Source organism: Synechococcus sp. PCC 7335 (assembly GCF_000155595.1).
Classification (GTDB): Bacteria; Cyanobacteriota; Cyanobacteriia; order Phormidesmidales; family Phormidesmidaceae; genus Phormidesmis.
The window spans coordinates 4,300,734-4,316,306 of sequence record NZ_DS989904.1; the positions used below are offsets into that span (position 1 = coordinate 4,300,734).

Below are 15,573 nucleotides of genomic sequence, written 5' to 3' on the forward strand. Positions count from 1 at the left end.
CAGCTTCATCAGCCTTTAAGATCAGCTTTTAAGACAGACAGAATATAGAAAACTATGTGACAAAAAGATAGCAACGATTTTTTATAAGTGACTGCTACAAGCGTTCCATCAGCAATCACAACAGACAAAAAAGCAGACCATCGTCCCATAGGATTTAGAAACCATATGACCTTCACTCAAGAACAGTACCTCTCTGGTAACGGTACCCAAACCGATGACCGAGTAGCCGTACTGCTGATGGGTTATGGCGAAGTCGAAAGCTACGAAGACTTTGCTAACTACAACGAACAAGCCCTTAACCTATTAACGGCCAAATTTGCGCCTGTTCCAACCTGGATTTACCCCCCTTTGGCTAAGCTATTAGCTATCTTCGACCTGCATGAGTGGAGCCATCAGCACGGCAACTTTGTCTCTCCTCACAACGCTATTTTTGAACAGCAAAGAACCGGGATCGAAACCTGCTTACAAAATCGCTGGGGCGATCGCGTCAAAGTCTTCAAAGCGTTCAACTTCTGTGCGCCTCACTTACCTGAGCAAGTGTTGGCAACCGTCAAGGCAGAAGGCTTCACAAAACTGCTGATCTATCCATTGTTAGTTGTAGATTCTATCTTTACCAGTGGTATTGCGGTAGAACAGGTTAACGACGCACTGACTAAGCTAGCAGGAACAGGTGAGCACTGGTTAAAAGGAACTCGCTACATTCCCTCTTTCTACAACGAAGAGCGCTACATTAACCTGCTTGCAAACCTGGTCGAAGAAAAAATTGAGAAAGAGCTAGCAGTCGCCCACCTGCCTTCTCAAACAGGTATTATCTTGCTCAATCACGGCTGTCCTCACAAGGCGAAGGGCTTCACCTCTGGGATTGATGAAAGCCAAAAGCTTTACGAGGCCGTTCGTGAAAAGCTAATACGCAAGTATCCTCTGATCTCAATTGGTTGGATGAACCACGACACTCCCCTGATCGATTGGACCCAACCTAATATGGCAACGGCAGGTCAAAACATTATTGACTTAGGTGCCACAGCTTTAGTGATGATGCCAATTGGTTTTGCAACCGAAAACCATGAGACGCTTCTAGATGTAGACCATATCATCCATAGCCTGCGCCGCAAAAATCCTCAGGTTACCTATGTTCAGATGGACTGAGTTAATGACCACCCTGAGTTTTTGCAGATGGTCGCAGATTGGGCGGATTCAGAGATTCAGGCTCTGCTAGAAGCTGCGCCGCTAAGCGTCAATCCAGCTCTCAAGCAGGAAAGTGCTGAGCATACCCATCACGGTCATAGTCACCACAGCCACGGACATCACAGCCACGGGCACCATAGCCACCAACGTCATGACCACAGTTCCAATGAACATAACCATAGTCACAATCATGACAGCCATAACCACGAACATGGCTCGCACAGTGAAAACGTCAACCCCGATCCTGAAGTAGCGTCTGCGGGGAGAGCAACCGTGCACGGCCACCCTCACTAGCCGCTAAAATTCACTATCCTGTAGAGAGACTTCTATTTAGAGATATCTACTTTCTCTACATTCATGCGCCTGTCCCTTTCTCGTCCGATGAAACGTCCGCTGCCTTGGTTAATGGGGCTAGGATTAGTTGGCTTGATAGGGGCAGGCGTAGTGGCATTTTCTGTAGCCAGGCGAGGGCCTAGCTACGATGTTGAGGCACTGACGGTACCAGTCGTAGCTAGCGAGCTCACGGTGCGGATTACGGCTAGTGGTAGCGTAGAGCCCATACGAACGGTGAACGTCAGTCCAAAGTCGGCAGGTATTGTAGAAAAGCTCTTTGTTGAACAGGGCGATCGCGTCACGGCAGGTCAGTTAATTGCCCAAATGGATCGCGAACAAGTCGAGGCTCAGATGATTCAGAACCAGGCTGGTGTAGCCGAAGCTAGAGCCCAGCTTGAAGATGCACTCAACGGTGCCTCGGATACCGATATTGCCCAAGCAGAAGCGGCACTAGAGTCGGCCCGGGCTCAGCTACGAGAGGCTCAAGCGCGATTAGAATTGGCAGAAGAAGATCGCGATCGCACTCAAAGTTTGTTCGAACGAGGGGCCGTTTCGAGAAGTGCTCTAGACTTAGATGTCAGTGAGAGCCGAAGTGCGGCAGCGACTGTAGAGCAACTGGCTGCTCGGGTCAACGAAGCCGAGCAACGACTAATCGATCAGCAAAATGGTAGCGACGCAGAAGCCATTGCTCAAGCTGAAGCTCGGTTACTCAGAGCACAAGGACAGTTGCAGGGAATGCAATCTCAGCTAGCGGATACTAACATTCGAGCACCGTTCGCAGGCATTGTCACTCAGAGATTTGCTTCAGAAGGGGCTTTTGTGACACCGACAGCAACAGCTTCAGAAGTAACTTCGGCGACATCGACCGCGATTGTAGCCATTGCCAGCGGTTTAGAAGTCATTGCCGAAGTGCCTGAAGCAGATATTGGCCGTATTCAGGTTGGTCAACCTGTTGAGATTCAAGCAGATGCCTTTCTAGGAGAGATTTTTGAGGGTGAAGTCAAACTCATCGCACCAGAGGCGATTGAGAGGCGGAACGTAACAGTTTTTCAGGTGAAAGTCAGCATACTCACTGGTACAGATCAATTGCGATCAAACATGAATACGACTGTTTCTTTCATTGGAAACAGGTTAGATGATGCGATAGTTATTCCAGCTGTTGCTGTCATTACCCAAGCAGGTGAAACAGGTGTGCTAGTGCCGGATAGCTCAGATAGTACGCAGTTTGTACCCGTTGTTCTAGGGACTCAAGCAGGGGATCGAATTCAGGTTGTCGAGGGACTCGATGTCGGCGATCGCGTTTTTATCGATCTACCCCCTGGTCAAAGCTTAGATAACTTGACCTTTGGCCGCAATCGGAGCGAATAATTTTTTTGGCTTTGTACTTCGCATCCTTTCACAGAATATGAACAACATATGAAGATTTATCGCCATAGCACGTCTTAAAACAGAGCACTAACTAGGCTGTAAGCATAGGTATAGCAAAGGAAGGATGCATTCTTACTTTGTGGGTAAAGTCTTTGTAGGTAGAGTTGTCTGTTGCTCTATAGCGGTTTAAGCCGATGAGTATGGCCTAAACAACGCTACGAAAGCTTCAAGTCTCAACCAAGCAGACACTGCACTGTGCAAGAGGTAGATCAGATCATGCACTCATCTATTCAAACGCTGCTCGAATCAACGTACGCAGCAGAGACAATTGGAGAAGCTAGAGATAGGCTCGGTAAAGTCTTAGAAATAGACGGTCCGGCTGCGACATCAGTTACCCTCCGTGTGCTAGCTGATTCTTCCTTCGCTGAGAAGCTTGTCGCAGTTCGCAAGTTTCCTCAGTGGCGCGACCAAATCCTCGCCGATCCAACTAATGCAGCATTCGAGCCTATGGATCAGCCAGGCGAAGATCAAGGAAATGCTCGCCCGGTTGCATCCACAGTGGCACTCGTTAAAAAGAGTAGTGTGGCCCTATTGCGCTGGGGGGCCGCCGGCTTTAAGAAGACAGATCCGGTCACAGCAAAGAAGCGAAGAGCTGCCTGTCTAAACTGCGATCAGTTAGTAGACTCGCCCAACTCATTTCCATATCAAGTAGCCCAACAGGTCTTTGCAGGCAGCGATCAGCGAATCTGCGCCGCTTGCGGCTGTGTGGCTGCCAAAAAAGTACTAATGGCAACAGAAGCTTGTCCGCTAAAAGATCCTGAAGATCCAACCCTGACCCGTTGGGGCGAACCTGTTGGCTAGCATCACTTGCATTGATGCACATGTATGCTCTACCACATTTACCTACGTTCTTATGCCTTTTGACCTATGCCTTTTGAAAGTAGACGAAAGAACCATGAAACCGCTCATAATTGGTGGCCAGTAGAATGTTTCGTCAATGAAGAAGACTGTGAGAAAAGTTCGCTTTGGAGTTTGCCTTGCGGCTTTAACGATTGCTTTATCGGTTGCTCCAGTCTGGGCGCAAGATGAAGGTATACAAGAGGGCAGCATAGAGGAAATGCTACCTGTTGAAATAGAAACGGATCAGACAGAAGCAGCAGTCCCCCCCGATGACGGCGTTTACTTCGCCGACGTTATGGTTCGAGGTCAAAGCGTTTTCCAAGTGGGTAGTTTGGAAGGTGTTTCTGCCAGTCAAAGAGCTGCAGGAATCAGCCGCCGCATCGCTAGTTTGTTGGATCGAACTCAAGGTGCAGTAGTGGTTACTGCTGCACCTGCTGATATTGCCGATGTCATCAATATAGAAGCAAACGGTCGGATTTTGATGACCGTCACTGAGCAGGATGCGCAAGACTTACGACTGCCTCTAGATGTTGTTGTAGAAGACTGGACTGATGAGCTTGAGCGCAGCTTTGATAAACCACCTGTTGCTATTGATGTTGTGCAGCGGCTAAACGCCACGGTTCGTCAGCTTAGTCGAGATGCTATCAACAGTATTCCAGCGCTGATTGGGGTGTTGATTGTTATATTCTTCACGTGGCTCATTGCCAAAGGCGTTCGTTTTAGTGCTTTCCAATGGGCGCAGCGGACAGAGGGCGATCGCAGTACAGAGATTTTAATCGGTAGGCTAGGCTATGGCGCTGTTTGGGTAGCAGGCGCAGTTGTAGCATTAGGCGTCTGGGGAATCGATTTTGCCACTATGCTAAGCGCGCTAGGCTTAACTAGTGTAGCCATCGGTTTTAGTTTGAAGGATGTTCTAAGCAACTATATTTCAGGTGTGATCTTGCTAGCAGCTCGTCCTTTTCACATTGGTGATCAAGTCGTGATTGACGGCTATGAAGGCACTATCACCCAAGTGCAGCTTAGGTCGACTACTATCAAAACCTATAATGGCCGCATGATCTACATTCCTAATCAGGAAGTTTTCAGCGCCAGCATTACTAACAATACAGCCTCTAAATATCTACGCAGTTCTGTTTTTGTTGGCATAGATTATGAGGCCGATATCATTGAAGCTAGAGAAGTTATCGTCAGAGCTATCTCGACCCTAGATAAAGTACAGCCAGAGCCTATCCCTGAAGTCTTAGTTAGCGAGCTGGCAGCTAGTACAGTTAACCTTGAGGTGCGCTTTTGGGTAGATTCCCGTCGTGCTGGCTTTCTAGAGACTACTTCGATCGTAGCTCAGAAGGTAAAAGAAGCCTTGCAAGAGTACGATATAGAGATGCCTACAGAAATCTATACACTGCTACTAAAAGATGTACCTGAAGAGCTAAAGCAAGGCAACGGCAGTATCGTCTCTTCTAACGACGGGATATCACAGAGAGCCACAATATCTGAAGCTCAAGAGAATCCAGACTCTAGAACGTAGTTACTCAAATTGACTCGTCTTCTTCTCCTCCAGCCCCTAATAGTTCAGCAATTAGCTGAGTCTGGGGGAAAGGTTCTAGTAATAGTTTCTTAACCATGACAGTCAAAGGTAGTGCTAGAAAAGCGCCAATAGGGCCAAGTATCCAGGTCCAGATAATAACGGCCAAAAACGTGACTAGTGCTGAAAGATCAAGACCTTCAGAGAGATATTTTGGAGCGATCACTAGATCAAAGAAATTGTTGATAGCAACATAGGCGATCGCAAACAGAACTGCCTTTAGCCAGCCTAATTCGATGAGCGACAGCAGCAGCGGTGGAATTAACGCGATGTAGAATCCAATATTGGGTACAAAGTTCAACAAGAAAGAGAGAACTCCCCAGAGCACCGCAAAATCCAAACCCAAAATTAGCATCAAGAAGATCTGAACCAGTGCCGTTAGCGCGCCTAACCACCCTTTGATCAACAGATAAGCACTAGTGCTTTGCGCAAACGCTTGCAATCTTTGAAGTGCAGATGGGTTTTTTCTGAGCCCTTTGCGTAAACGAGCAGAGAAGCTAGGTGCTGTTGCCAGCATGTAGATGAAGATAATTAGAGTAAGCCCCACATTAGAGAACAAGCCCAAGACAGTCGTTGTTACGGTGACTGACACACGCAGAATTCTCTCTGGCTGAAACCAAGTTAATTCTTGAATATCTTCTGAATCGATACCTCTTGTTCCTAACCACTCCCACAGCTCTTCTACCTGGGATTCAATCTGGTTGATATAGGTAGGTAGCACATCTAGAAGTTGATTGAGCGAGGTTGTTAGAAAAAAAGTAAAGAACAATCCAACAATGCCAACGCCCAGTAGAATAACTAGATAAGAGAGCCATCTAGGTAGTCCCTTTTTCCTAAGCCAGCTCAAAAGTGGCGCGGTTACCAGTACTAAAAACAAAGACAGCAAGATGGGCGTGAGTAGCCCAGATAGCGCTCTAAGCCCTGAGACGATAAGCACGATACTAGCTAGACTAATTAATAGAAGCACGAGCCTAGGCTGCTGTAAGGTCATATTCGTTTCTCTATCTCTCCTCTCCATAGTAGCCACTGCTGTTCTGTATAGCGTATCAGGATGAGTATCTGGGTGCTCCATAGTGCCTCACATTGTCCATAAGAAGCCTCAGACTAAACCCAAATAAAGTGCAAGCTAATGAAGTTTCAAATTAAAACTACTTTGTTTCTAATTTAATTCTTATCTAGAACTATCTACAGATCGGCGCTCAGCGTAAATTCAGTAGCCTACTACTCTAGACTCAGGCAAGTTCTAGTCCGCTTACTTACTATTAGATAGTAGGAATTAGAGGACTGTTTCTTGGATAAACAGAAGCTTGAAACGATGAGAAAGCGTGATTTTTTGAAAATGGGAGTTATTGGGGTCGGAACGATTACGCTGTCTCGCTATGTACCTTTTTTTGCGAAGTCAAAAACAAAAGGAAACACGCTGATAGCTGAAAAAAACAATGCAGATACAACTGATTCGAAAACTGATTTTGAGATCACTAAAACAGAAGCAGACTGGCGAAAGATCCTTACACCTGAAGAGTTCGCGGTACTAAGACAAGAAAAAACCGAACGTCCCTTCAGTAGTCCACTCGATAAACTTTCTACTGCCGGAACCTATAGCTGTGCTGGTTGTGGATTGACGCTATTCTCTTCTGAAGCTAAATTCGACAGTGGTACAGGCTGGCCTAGCTTCTACGCATCACTAGACAATGCAGTAGAAACCCGCATTGATCGCTCTTTCTTAATGGAGCGCACCGAGGTACACTGTCGTCGCTGTGGTGGACATTTAGGACACGTTTTTAACGATGGGCCTGCCCCTACTAGAAAGCGTTATTGCATGAATGGTGTTTCTCTGAACTTTACACCAGCCTAAGAGATTATTTCGTCATCTAAGGGGAATGAACAACATCACTGATCTTCGATGGGTTTCCCATGAGCTTGGCTAAATTTTCTTCGAAGGGTGGATACACAATTCCCTTCTCTGTGATCAGAGCTGTGATGTATTTAGAAGGAGTAATGTCAAAGGCAGGGTTGAAAACAGGTGTGTCGTCAGGAGTTATTTGCTGAGCGTTGATATGGGTAATTTCAGTACTGACCCGCTCTTCAATATTGATTATTGCGCCGCTAGCTAGGCTCAGATCTAGCGTGCTAGTGGGACAGGCGACGTAGAAAGGAACCTGATGAGCATGAGCAATAAGTGCAAGATTATAGGTACCAATTTTGTTGGCAACATCTCCATTGGCAGCAACGCGATCGCATCCCACAATACAGGCATCAATCTTCTGCGTGCTCATCACATAGCCGGATGCCCCATCGACAATCACCGTATGCGAAATGCCAGCTGCCTTCATCTCGTAAGCAGATAGGCTAGCTCCCTGAAGGCGAGGCCTGGTTTCGTCTAGAAAAACGTGAATTTGTTTCCCCTGTTCATGAGCTATGCGAATCACGCCGAGCGCCGTACCATAGTCCACTGCGGCTAGAGATCCGGTGTTACAGTGGTGAATCACCCTTACCGGATTAGGAATAAGCGCTTGAGCGTAAGTGCCAAGCTGCTTGCAAGCAGCGATATCGGCTTGATAGAGCAACTGGGCTTCTTTAAGTAGGTTGGCAGCGATATTGGCCGGTGAACTGCCTTGATTAGCTTGTGTCGTAGCGATCGCTAGCAGCTGATTGACAGCCCAGGCCAAATTTACGGCTGTAGGTCTAGCCTGGATTAGATACTGACCAGCGCTGTGAAGGTCCGCTAAAAAGCTTTCTGTCGAACTGAGTTGAAACTGTCTAGCAGCGATCGCCACTCCAAAAGCAGCCGTCACCCCAATCGCTGGTGCTCCTCGGACCACCATGGTCTGAATAGCCTTGGCCACTGACCGATAATCCGAATAACTTTCATAAACTGTTTGGGCTGGTAGCTTTCTTTGATCTAGCAGTCTTAATTGGTCATCTTTCCATTCAATACTGCGTAAGGCGCTCATAGAGTTACCTGAAAAATCAAAGACTCTTTCGTATTCTATGAGCGTATTCTACGAGAAGGCTGATCAACCTTCCAAGAGATACAACCTAGTAGCGCAAGATTAAGCGGCACGAACAGGTGGCAATGCGGGGACAGGAGGCCGCTTTTCTGTCACTAAGAATTCCCGAATCAGCCGAGCGACACCTCTTTGTACGACACCGCTCACAACCCGACGACCTAATCCTCTAGCTTCTGGCTCCGAAATTAGTTTTGGGATAACCGTAGCTACGGTAGTCGGATTAAATCCTGGTGTATCGCGTAAAATCTTGAGGATTCTGATCGCATGTTCCCAAGTGGCTTGGGGAGACTGGTAGGCTGTTGTCTGCGCAGCCATTGGTGTTTCTTGCCCTAGGGGTAGACGCAAGGCTTTAGTGATTTGCCGCAATAGACTGTAGCCCATTTTGTCAATTTCTTTGGCTAGCTCATCAGCAATACGCACTCGAAGGTACTCACCCCGCTCGGAGAACAAAAACTCCAGTGTTTGACTTAGCACCTTATCGAGATCGTAGTCGGTGCTATCTTTCGCGTTTCTAAGAAGATTTTCCAATCGATTCCAGCGAAAACTGCCATCTCTAAATAGCAGCTCTTGTAGTGAAGTTCGTAGCTGCGGCGCTGGATCTGTCAGCAATCGCCGGGCGACGTAAGGATAGGCTTTGCTCAGTACTTTGAAGCTCGGATCAACTGTAATAGCAATGCCATCAAGCGTTACGAGCGAACGAATAATCAAGGCATAGTAGGCAGGTACTCGGAAAGGATACTCGTACATCAGCGCCGAGAACTCATCGGTGATGCTTTTCAAATTTAGCTCGGCAACGCTGGCACCTAGTGCATTGTTGAACACACCTGCTAGCGCTGGAACAATAGGACTAAGGTCGGTTTCTGGCGTCAGAAATTCTAAATTCACATAGTCCTGTGCGAGTCCTTCGAAGTCTCGGTTGACCATATGAACAATTGCTTCAATTAGTCCATATCGTTGGTAAGCTTCCACCTGACACATCATGCCAAAATCAAGATAGGCTAGCTTTCCATCTGCCATCACCAGTAGATTCCCAGGATGCGGGTCCGCGTGGAAAAACCCATGCTCTAGTAGCTGACGCAAAGAACACTGAACGCCTACTTCGATCACATGGGTTGGATCGATACCACGTCTATCTAGCTCCTCTAGTTCTGTAAGTTTGACACCATCTATCCACTCCATCGTCAGCACACGACGGCCAGTATATTGTGTATAAATAGTCGGAACGACAATTTCTGGTAGGTAGCCATACAGATCGGCAAAGCGTTGGGCGTTGGCACCTTCGTGGTTGTAGTCCATTTCTTCGAAGATGCGATCACCGAACTCATCGACAATGCTGACAAGATCGCTACGAATTTGTTTGATATATTTAGTAGCCCAAGTGGCTAGGATCCTAATAACGTAGATATCTTTAGTGATTTGATCAGCCAGTCCAGGACGCTGAACCTTGACTGCAACATCTTCCCCGGTTTTCAATCTGCCTCTATACACTTGACCAAGAGAAGCCGCTGCAATCGGTGAATCAGATAGATAAGAATAAACAGCTTCTGGCGGCTGACCAATTTCCTCTTCGATAAATCTAAATGCTATTTCATTGGAGAAAGGGGGAAGCTGATCTTGTAGCTTCACCATCTCTGCCATAGCCGCTGGCGAAATCAAATCAGGTCGAGTCGAGAGGGCTTGCCCAACTTTGATGTAGGCAGGACCTAGACGGGTAAGCATAACCCGCAACCCTTCAGCTCGCTTTTGCTCATTTACTTTCTGACGGCCCGTAACCTTATCCCACAGCAGCCCAAGCACATAGCCAGAAGCAATCCAAAAAATATTGATCAAGCGAAACAATATCTGGAAAGGACGCCTGGAATAGTAAGCAGCGATCGCTTCAGGATCGTAGGTCAAGATATCTTCTAGCGATCGCGGTGGCATTGTGCCTGCAACAGGCATCGCGGGGACAGTTACGGTTTGTGGTGCTGCTGTTTTGGTCGCGGGCGTAGCTACTGGCCCAGGCGGGGTAGAAGACTCAGAAAAGCCGTTAAATAGTTCAGGCGAGGCTGCACTCATAAGAAATTTTTAGGAATATTGTGTCTCGTCTGGCAAAAATCTCTTAGCTGCCAGCGCCAATGCCATTACAGAGCGAAGTCACTGAGAAAGTGGACGCTCTAAGTAGAGGTGTTCCGAAGAAGAGGCGCTGTAGAATAAGAGCAAACAATTTGTGCTCGACTGAACGCACTAAGCCAAAGTTCAAAATGACTAGATTTCGTTCTGTAAACTATTGTATCAACTCGTCGAGAAACATCTTCCATCTAAGGCCATAAGTTCTATTGAAATTGCAAATAGTACGACTACTAGTACAACCATGTAAACTGTTTGCGGTGACTATTGCATCAAAATAGCTACCTTTATAGATGCTAGATGCCCTTCTTTTCACGTCATTTTTCCATTTAATTGCTGATCCTTATGTTGGTGTCTTTGAAAATCGAGAATTTTGCCCTCATCGATCAGCTTGAACTAGAACTTAAGCCTGGTCTAAATGTACTAACCGGAGAAACTGGTGCAGGTAAGTCGATCATATTAGATGCGATTGATGCTGTTTTAGGAGGCAAAGCTAGCGGTAGATGGGTTAGAACGGGTACTGAGAAGGCACTTGTGGAAGCGACTTTTCAAGTCGATACCCGACTATCCGGCTGGTTGAGCGAGCAAGCGATACCGGATGGAGGCGCTATTATCACCTGCCGACGTGATCTCACAGCGGGTAAAAATTCGGTTCGTAGCAAATCTAGGCTCAACGGCATACCGGTCAAGAAACCACAAATGGATGCTTTGCGGCAGCTCCTAATTGAGATCACCGCTCAGGGTCAAACGCTACAGCTAGGCGATCATGACTTACAGAGAGATTGGTTGGATGGATTTGGCGATCAGAAACTGCTCGAGCAAAAGGGCCAAGTTGCTGCTAACTATGCCGCTGCTAGTTCAGCTAAGAAGATATTAGATGCGCGCCGCCAAGCCGACCGGCAACGCGCCGAACAAATAGAGATGCTTCAGTTTCAAAATAAAGAATTTAGCGAAGCGGCATTAGAAGATCCCAATGAGCTAGAAGATTTACAGATAGAACATCAGCGACTAAGTCACAGCGTCGAGCTACAGCAGCAGAGCTATCAGGTCTATCAGATGCTGTACGAAAACGACGATGGCTCAGCTTGCTCTGATTTATTAGGTGATGCTGAGACTGTCCTGACGGATATGCTGCGTTTTGATCCTGATATCAACCCGATCATTGAGATGGTGGCAGAGGCCCTAGCTCAGGTGCAAGAAGCCGGACAGCAGATCAATGCCTATGGAGAGAATATCGAAACCGACCCAGAGCGACTAGATCAGATTGAAGCTAGGATCTCTCAGCTAAAGCAGCTTTGTCGGAAGTACAATCGCGACTTACCCGAGCTGATTGAGCATTATCAGACCATCCAAGCTTCGTTAGCTTCAATGGGAGAAGCTGGGCAGTCAATCGAAGAATTAGAAAAAGCCTATCAGCATAAGCAAGCAAAGCTGTTAGAAAGTTGCGATCGGCTCACTAAGCTACGCCAGGCAGCAGCTAAGAAACTCGAGGCGGATCTTGTCACTCAGCTCAAGCCGCTAGCAATGGAGAGAGTAAAGTTTAAGGTAGATATCCAGTCTCAAGTGCCGACTATACACGGAGGAGATGCGATCGCCTTCCTCTTTAGTCCCAATCCTGGCGAACCGCTTCAGCCGCTAGCCGACATTGCTTCTGGAGGAGAAATGAGCCGGTTCTTACTGGCGCTTAAAGCCTGCTTTTCTAAGGTCGATCCAATCAGCACCATGGTCTTTGATGAGATTGACGTGGGTGTTTCGGGGCGAGTGGCCCAGGCGATCGCCGAGAAACTCCACCAGCTTAGCCGTGAGCACCAGGTGCTATGTGTTACTCATCAACCTTTAGTGGCTGCTATGGCCGATGCTCACTATCACGTTGGCAAACATGTGATTGCCTCTGCTACAGAGCCTGCCTCTAAGCACAGCCAGAAGCCCAAATCAAAGTCCGCGCAAACTCAGCTGCTAGAAGCTGTTCCTACCAAAGCTCCTACCAAAGAAGAAGCCAAAGCGCTTGAGAAGATTGCCGCTCAAACTAGAAGGCACGCTAAAGGTCGATCTCAAGATCAAACTAAAGGCAAGACCAAGGAAGCCAAGGCGCGTACCGATGCAGGCGAGCGTACCATTGTCAGAGTCACACCGCTTGGCAACACCGAAGCACGACGAGATGAATTAGCTCAGCTAGCCGGAGGCCGCTCTCATAGTGAGGCGATCGCATTTGCCGACTCTTTGTTAGCCCAAGCCGAAACAATCCGAAAGGCAGGGTAATTCGTGTCCCTAACGCTTCCCTAACGCTTATAGTGAGGTGGATATTGGCAAAGCTAATATTTCTGTTGACATAGTTAGATTTATTCAAAAAATATGCCTTGGATAGTTGCAGCTATAAAGCCCGTCCTCGAAGATCCAGCTATCGAATCAAACCTGCGTCAGTTTTTACTAGTGCTTTCCGTTTCACTAGGTGTCGCTACGCTATCTCGTGTATTCAGCGTTCTTCGCAACATTCCCTACACGCTACTGCTGCTACTTGTAGGCTTAGGGTTAGCTGTTGTCGATGTTCGCTTAGTCAATCTTTCGCCAGAGCTAATTTTATTCATCTTCCTACCGCCCCTGCTGTTTGAGGCTGCCTGGAATATTAAATGGAGTCGTCTCAAAAGCGATTTCTTTCCAATCTTGCTCTATGCCATATTGGGCGTTGTTATCTGCATATTGGGCTTAGTCTTTGGTCTTCAGCAGCTTGCTGGGGCTTCGCTAGCCACTGCTCTTTTGGTAGGTGCGAGTCTATCGGCAACCGATCCTGTCTCTGTGACAGCCTTGTTTAGAGAGTTGGGGGTCGATAAAAGACTAACGACACTGATGGAAGGCGAGAGTCTATTCAACGATGGAGTTGCAGTTGTTGCCTTCAATCTTCTACTGGGCATTGCCATCGGGATAGAGCAGTTCGACGTTTCTGTAACGCTGGCCCGGTTTGGCATATTTGTTGGTCTTGGTATCAGTCTGGGTGGACTTATTGGCTTTGGAATTTCTTTCTTGACTCAGCGATTTGACATCCCGCTAGTAGAGCAGTCTTTGACCTTAGTCTCGGCCTATGGCACCTACATTATTGCCGAGGAAGTGGGTGGATCAGGCGTCATCGCTGTAGTCACTACTGGGCTAATTCTAGGTAACTTTGGCTCTCGAATTGGGATGAACCCTCGCACTCGTTTAGTGGTCTCTGAGTTCTGGGAATTTCTAGCCTTTTTTGTCAATTCCATCGTATTTCTGCTGATTGGTGACCAAGTGCGCTTTCAAGCCTTGATCGATTATTCAGAGACTATTTTTGTAGCTATTTTGATTATTATCATCGCTAGAGCAGTCAGCGTTTTTGGGCTAGGTGCTTTTAGTAATTGGGTAACTAAAGGCGAAAATATTTCCATGTCTGGACAAACTATCCTATGGTGGGGTGGCCTACGTGGGTCGGTATCGGTAGCACTGGCATTAAGTGTGCCAGAGTCGCTGGCCCAAAGAGAAGAAATCATTGCTGTTGTCTTTGGCGTGATGCTATTTACACTGTTAGTGCAGGGGTTGACAACGCAGCCGCTACTGTCCTGGTTAAATCTACTAGGCGATCAGCCTACCCGGCAAAGATATACCCAACTGGTTGCCCATAGAGTTGCCCTAAACCGGGTTTTGGATCGACTGAAAGAGCTGATTGACCGTCAGGAAGTTGATGAAGAATTTGCAAAATATCAAATTGCTTTGGTAGAAGGCCAGTTAGAAGAACTGAAAGATGACTTAGTAGAGCTACAGCGATCAAACCCGGATCTGCTTACCTACGCCGCCGAGCAGATCCGCGATGAGCTGCTCGCTATTGAATCTGACACTTACGCTGAATTCATCCGGGCAGGACAACTCAAGGATGAACTAGCACCATTACTACAAGATGTGCTTCCTCAGAGTGCCTGATGTCTAAAGGACTTTACTCCCTATATATGAGTGTGGAGTACTTCAGAAAAGCTATAGAAAGTGTAGCTCCGGCCTGTTTTAAGTCTAAGGTTCAATCTAACTTTTAAAGGATTAAGTCTATTCGCTCTAGGGTCAGTCTTTTCGCTCTGAGGTCTCGCGAGCTAGCTTTAAACGTTTTTCCAAATTCTGAATTTCGTCACGTCGAGCAGCCATTTCAAGGGTTCGACGCCGTACTTCCTGAGTCTGTAGCGTCAGTGACTGCCGCCACTGTTCTGCCCGCTCAATTTCGCTTTTTAGTTCCTCTGGCGTTAAACCCAAACTTAAATAGTCCTTAACCAAGCCCAACACCCATTCCGTCGCGTCTGCTACGTTAACTACTTGGTCATCGCCCTCTATCTCGGCTATCAATAGCATCTGCTCGCCAAAGGGAACGTCTTTAGAAGTCGAAATCACGCTCTGAGATACTAGTACCTCCCACTGATTCCCAGATGAGTTCCTCGCCAGGAGCTGCAGCTGTGTTTTACTAGAAGACCGATTAGAATGAACCTTTGCCAGGTATTGCATAGGTACGAATTAATAGAAAGCGTAAGAAAAAATGTTGATAACAGCTCACTCTTTCAGGGTACAGCTCTGGGTGTAGAAATTTCAGTAGGCGAGTCATCATCAAGGTAGATTGACAGATAGATAAAGTTACATCCCTCAACCAGTACATCTTGGAACTTATTCCGTACCATTTGTTGTACTACAAGCGGAGCAGCTATCGTGTCAAACTGAGTATAGAACCTAACTCTAACCACCCATCTTTTTCACTAGCTAATATCCTTTATTCTATACATCTCTAACAACAGCTTGTATAGCAAATGTCCTCTCTAAAAGTATTCAGTTCGACAAGAGAGCTAAGTATAGAACGCTAAACCTATCTGTTCAGGTTCGCCTACCCTTTGCGTTTGGAGTGGGGTGCGTTTGGAGTGAGATTAGCAGGCGCGAGCCGCTATCTATCAACATCAACCTCTAATTAATAGATTTTATTATTGTAGAAAATAGAAGTACGTATCTACGAGCACTTTACGCTCTCTTTACCATTGTTTGTACTTTTTAAAAACTTTGGCTGGCAGAGCGTTTTTTAGACCATTTATTTGTAGGTAGATTCTC

12 protein-coding genes are annotated in these 15,573 nt (G+C 46.9%); 8 read left to right on the forward strand and 4 right to left on the reverse strand.

The genetic code is table 11. From position 1 onward, the window contains the following. Positions 1 to 165 precede the first annotated feature (165 nt). The 5 genes from S7335_RS18005 (at position 166) to S7335_RS18020 (ending at position 5,311) form a co-directional block, all read left to right on the forward strand. Complete coding sequence (locus S7335_RS18005; protein WP_006454055.1) at positions 166 to 1,146, forward strand: ferrochelatase; 981 nt, start codon at positions 166 to 168, stop codon at positions 1,144 to 1,146. Between the two features lie 27 nt (positions 1,147 to 1,173). Further along, complete coding sequence (locus tag S7335_RS28505) at positions 1,174 to 1,479, forward strand: hypothetical protein (RefSeq protein WP_198011392.1); 306 nt, start codon at positions 1,174 to 1,176, stop codon at positions 1,477 to 1,479. Between the two features lie 63 nt (positions 1,480 to 1,542). Then, positions 1,543 to 2,886 (forward strand): efflux RND transporter periplasmic adaptor subunit, encoded by a 1,344-nt coding sequence (locus S7335_RS18010; RefSeq protein ID WP_038016478.1) that lies wholly within the window; start codon positions 1,543 to 1,545, stop codon positions 2,884 to 2,886. Positions 2,887 to 3,162: 276 nt separating this feature from the next. After that, the gene (locus S7335_RS18015) at positions 3,163 to 3,747 is read left to right on the forward strand and encodes a hypothetical protein (RefSeq protein WP_157620311.1); all 585 of its coding nucleotides are present in this window, start codon (positions 3,163 to 3,165) and stop codon (positions 3,745 to 3,747) included. Between the two features lie 136 nt (positions 3,748 to 3,883). After that, the gene (locus S7335_RS18020; protein ID WP_006455194.1) at positions 3,884 to 5,311 is read left to right on the forward strand and encodes a mechanosensitive ion channel family protein; all 1,428 of its coding nucleotides are present in this window, start codon (positions 3,884 to 3,886) and stop codon (positions 5,309 to 5,311) included. A gap of 4 nt (positions 5,312 to 5,315) precedes the next feature. Here S7335_RS18020 and S7335_RS18025 read toward each other — a convergent pair whose 3' ends face one another. Then, positions 5,316 to 6,440: an AI-2E family transporter gene (locus S7335_RS18025; protein ID WP_006455680.1), complete on the reverse strand. Its 1,125-nt coding sequence runs from the start codon at positions 6,438 to 6,440 to the stop codon at positions 5,316 to 5,318. Between the two features lie 243 nt (positions 6,441 to 6,683). Here S7335_RS18025 and msrB point away from each other — a divergent pair, with 243 nt between their 5' ends. Next, positions 6,684 to 7,223, forward strand: a complete 540-nt coding sequence (gene msrB / locus S7335_RS18030; protein ID WP_038016479.1) for a peptide-methionine (R)-S-oxide reductase MsrB — start codon at positions 6,684 to 6,686, stop codon at positions 7,221 to 7,223. 16 nt (positions 7,224 to 7,239) lie between these two features. Here the strand turns inward: msrB and mtnA are convergent, their stop codons facing one another. Together mtnA and S7335_RS18040 are read right to left on the reverse strand one after the other, a co-directional pair. Beyond that, positions 7,240 to 8,322 (reverse strand): S-methyl-5-thioribose-1-phosphate isomerase, encoded by a 1,083-nt coding sequence (gene mtnA, locus S7335_RS18035; protein ID WP_006455152.1) that lies wholly within the window; start codon positions 8,320 to 8,322, stop codon positions 7,240 to 7,242. Positions 8,323 to 8,421: 99 nt separating this feature from the next. Then, positions 8,422 to 10,437, reverse strand: a complete 2,016-nt coding sequence (locus S7335_RS18040; RefSeq protein WP_083785106.1) for an AarF/ABC1/UbiB kinase family protein — start codon at positions 10,435 to 10,437, stop codon at positions 8,422 to 8,424. 396 nt (positions 10,438 to 10,833) lie between these two features. On the opposite strand from S7335_RS18040, the gene recN reads away from it, so the two are divergent. Next, entirely contained in the window at positions 10,834 to 12,747 is a 1,914-nt protein-coding gene (gene recN, locus S7335_RS18045) for a DNA repair protein RecN (protein WP_006455709.1), read from the forward strand. 93 nt (positions 12,748 to 12,840) lie between these two features. After that, positions 12,841 to 14,421, forward strand: coding sequence for a sodium:proton antiporter (locus S7335_RS18050; RefSeq protein WP_006457462.1), 1,581 nt, complete (start codon positions 12,841 to 12,843; stop codon positions 14,419 to 14,421). A gap of 132 nt (positions 14,422 to 14,553) precedes the next feature. On the opposite strand, the gene S7335_RS18055 is transcribed toward S7335_RS18050, so the two are convergent. Beyond that, positions 14,554 to 14,985: a hypothetical protein gene (locus tag S7335_RS18055; protein WP_038016480.1), complete on the reverse strand. Its 432-nt coding sequence runs from the start codon at positions 14,983 to 14,985 to the stop codon at positions 14,554 to 14,556. Positions 14,986 to 15,573 lie beyond the last annotated feature (588 nt).

Excerpts from the sequence above, each read along its gene's own strand:
- mtnA (WP_006455152.1), bottom strand. The coding sequence starts at position 8,322 with ATGAGCGCCTTACGCAGTATTGAATGGAAAGATGACCAATTAAGACTG.
- recN (WP_006455709.1), top strand. The coding sequence starts at position 10,834 with ATGTTGGTGTCTTTGAAAATCGAGAATTTTGCCCTCATCGATCAGCTT.
- msrB (WP_038016479.1), top strand. The coding sequence starts at position 6,684 with ATGAGAAAGCGTGATTTTTTGAAAATGGGAGTTATTGGGGTCGGAACG.
- S7335_RS18055 (WP_038016480.1), bottom strand. The coding sequence starts at position 14,985 with ATGCAATACCTGGCAAAGGTTCATTCTAATCGGTCTTCTAGTAAAACA.
- S7335_RS18005 (WP_006454055.1), top strand. The coding sequence starts at position 166 with ATGACCTTCACTCAAGAACAGTACCTCTCTGGTAACGGTACCCAAACC.
- S7335_RS18050 (WP_006457462.1), top strand. The coding sequence starts at position 12,841 with ATGCCTTGGATAGTTGCAGCTATAAAGCCCGTCCTCGAAGATCCAGCT.
- S7335_RS18020 (WP_006455194.1), top strand. The coding sequence starts at position 3,884 with ATGAAGAAGACTGTGAGAAAAGTTCGCTTTGGAGTTTGCCTTGCGGCT.
- S7335_RS18040 (WP_083785106.1), bottom strand. The coding sequence starts at position 10,437 with ATGAGTGCAGCCTCGCCTGAACTATTTAACGGCTTTTCTGAGTCTTCT.
- S7335_RS18015 (WP_157620311.1), top strand. The coding sequence starts at position 3,163 with ATGCACTCATCTATTCAAACGCTGCTCGAATCAACGTACGCAGCAGAG.
- S7335_RS18025 (WP_006455680.1), bottom strand. The coding sequence starts at position 6,440 with ATGGAGCACCCAGATACTCATCCTGATACGCTATACAGAACAGCAGTG.
- S7335_RS18010 (WP_038016478.1), top strand. The coding sequence starts at position 1,543 with ATGCGCCTGTCCCTTTCTCGTCCGATGAAACGTCCGCTGCCTTGGTTA.
- S7335_RS28505 (WP_198011392.1), top strand. The coding sequence starts at position 1,174 with ATGGTCGCAGATTGGGCGGATTCAGAGATTCAGGCTCTGCTAGAAGCT.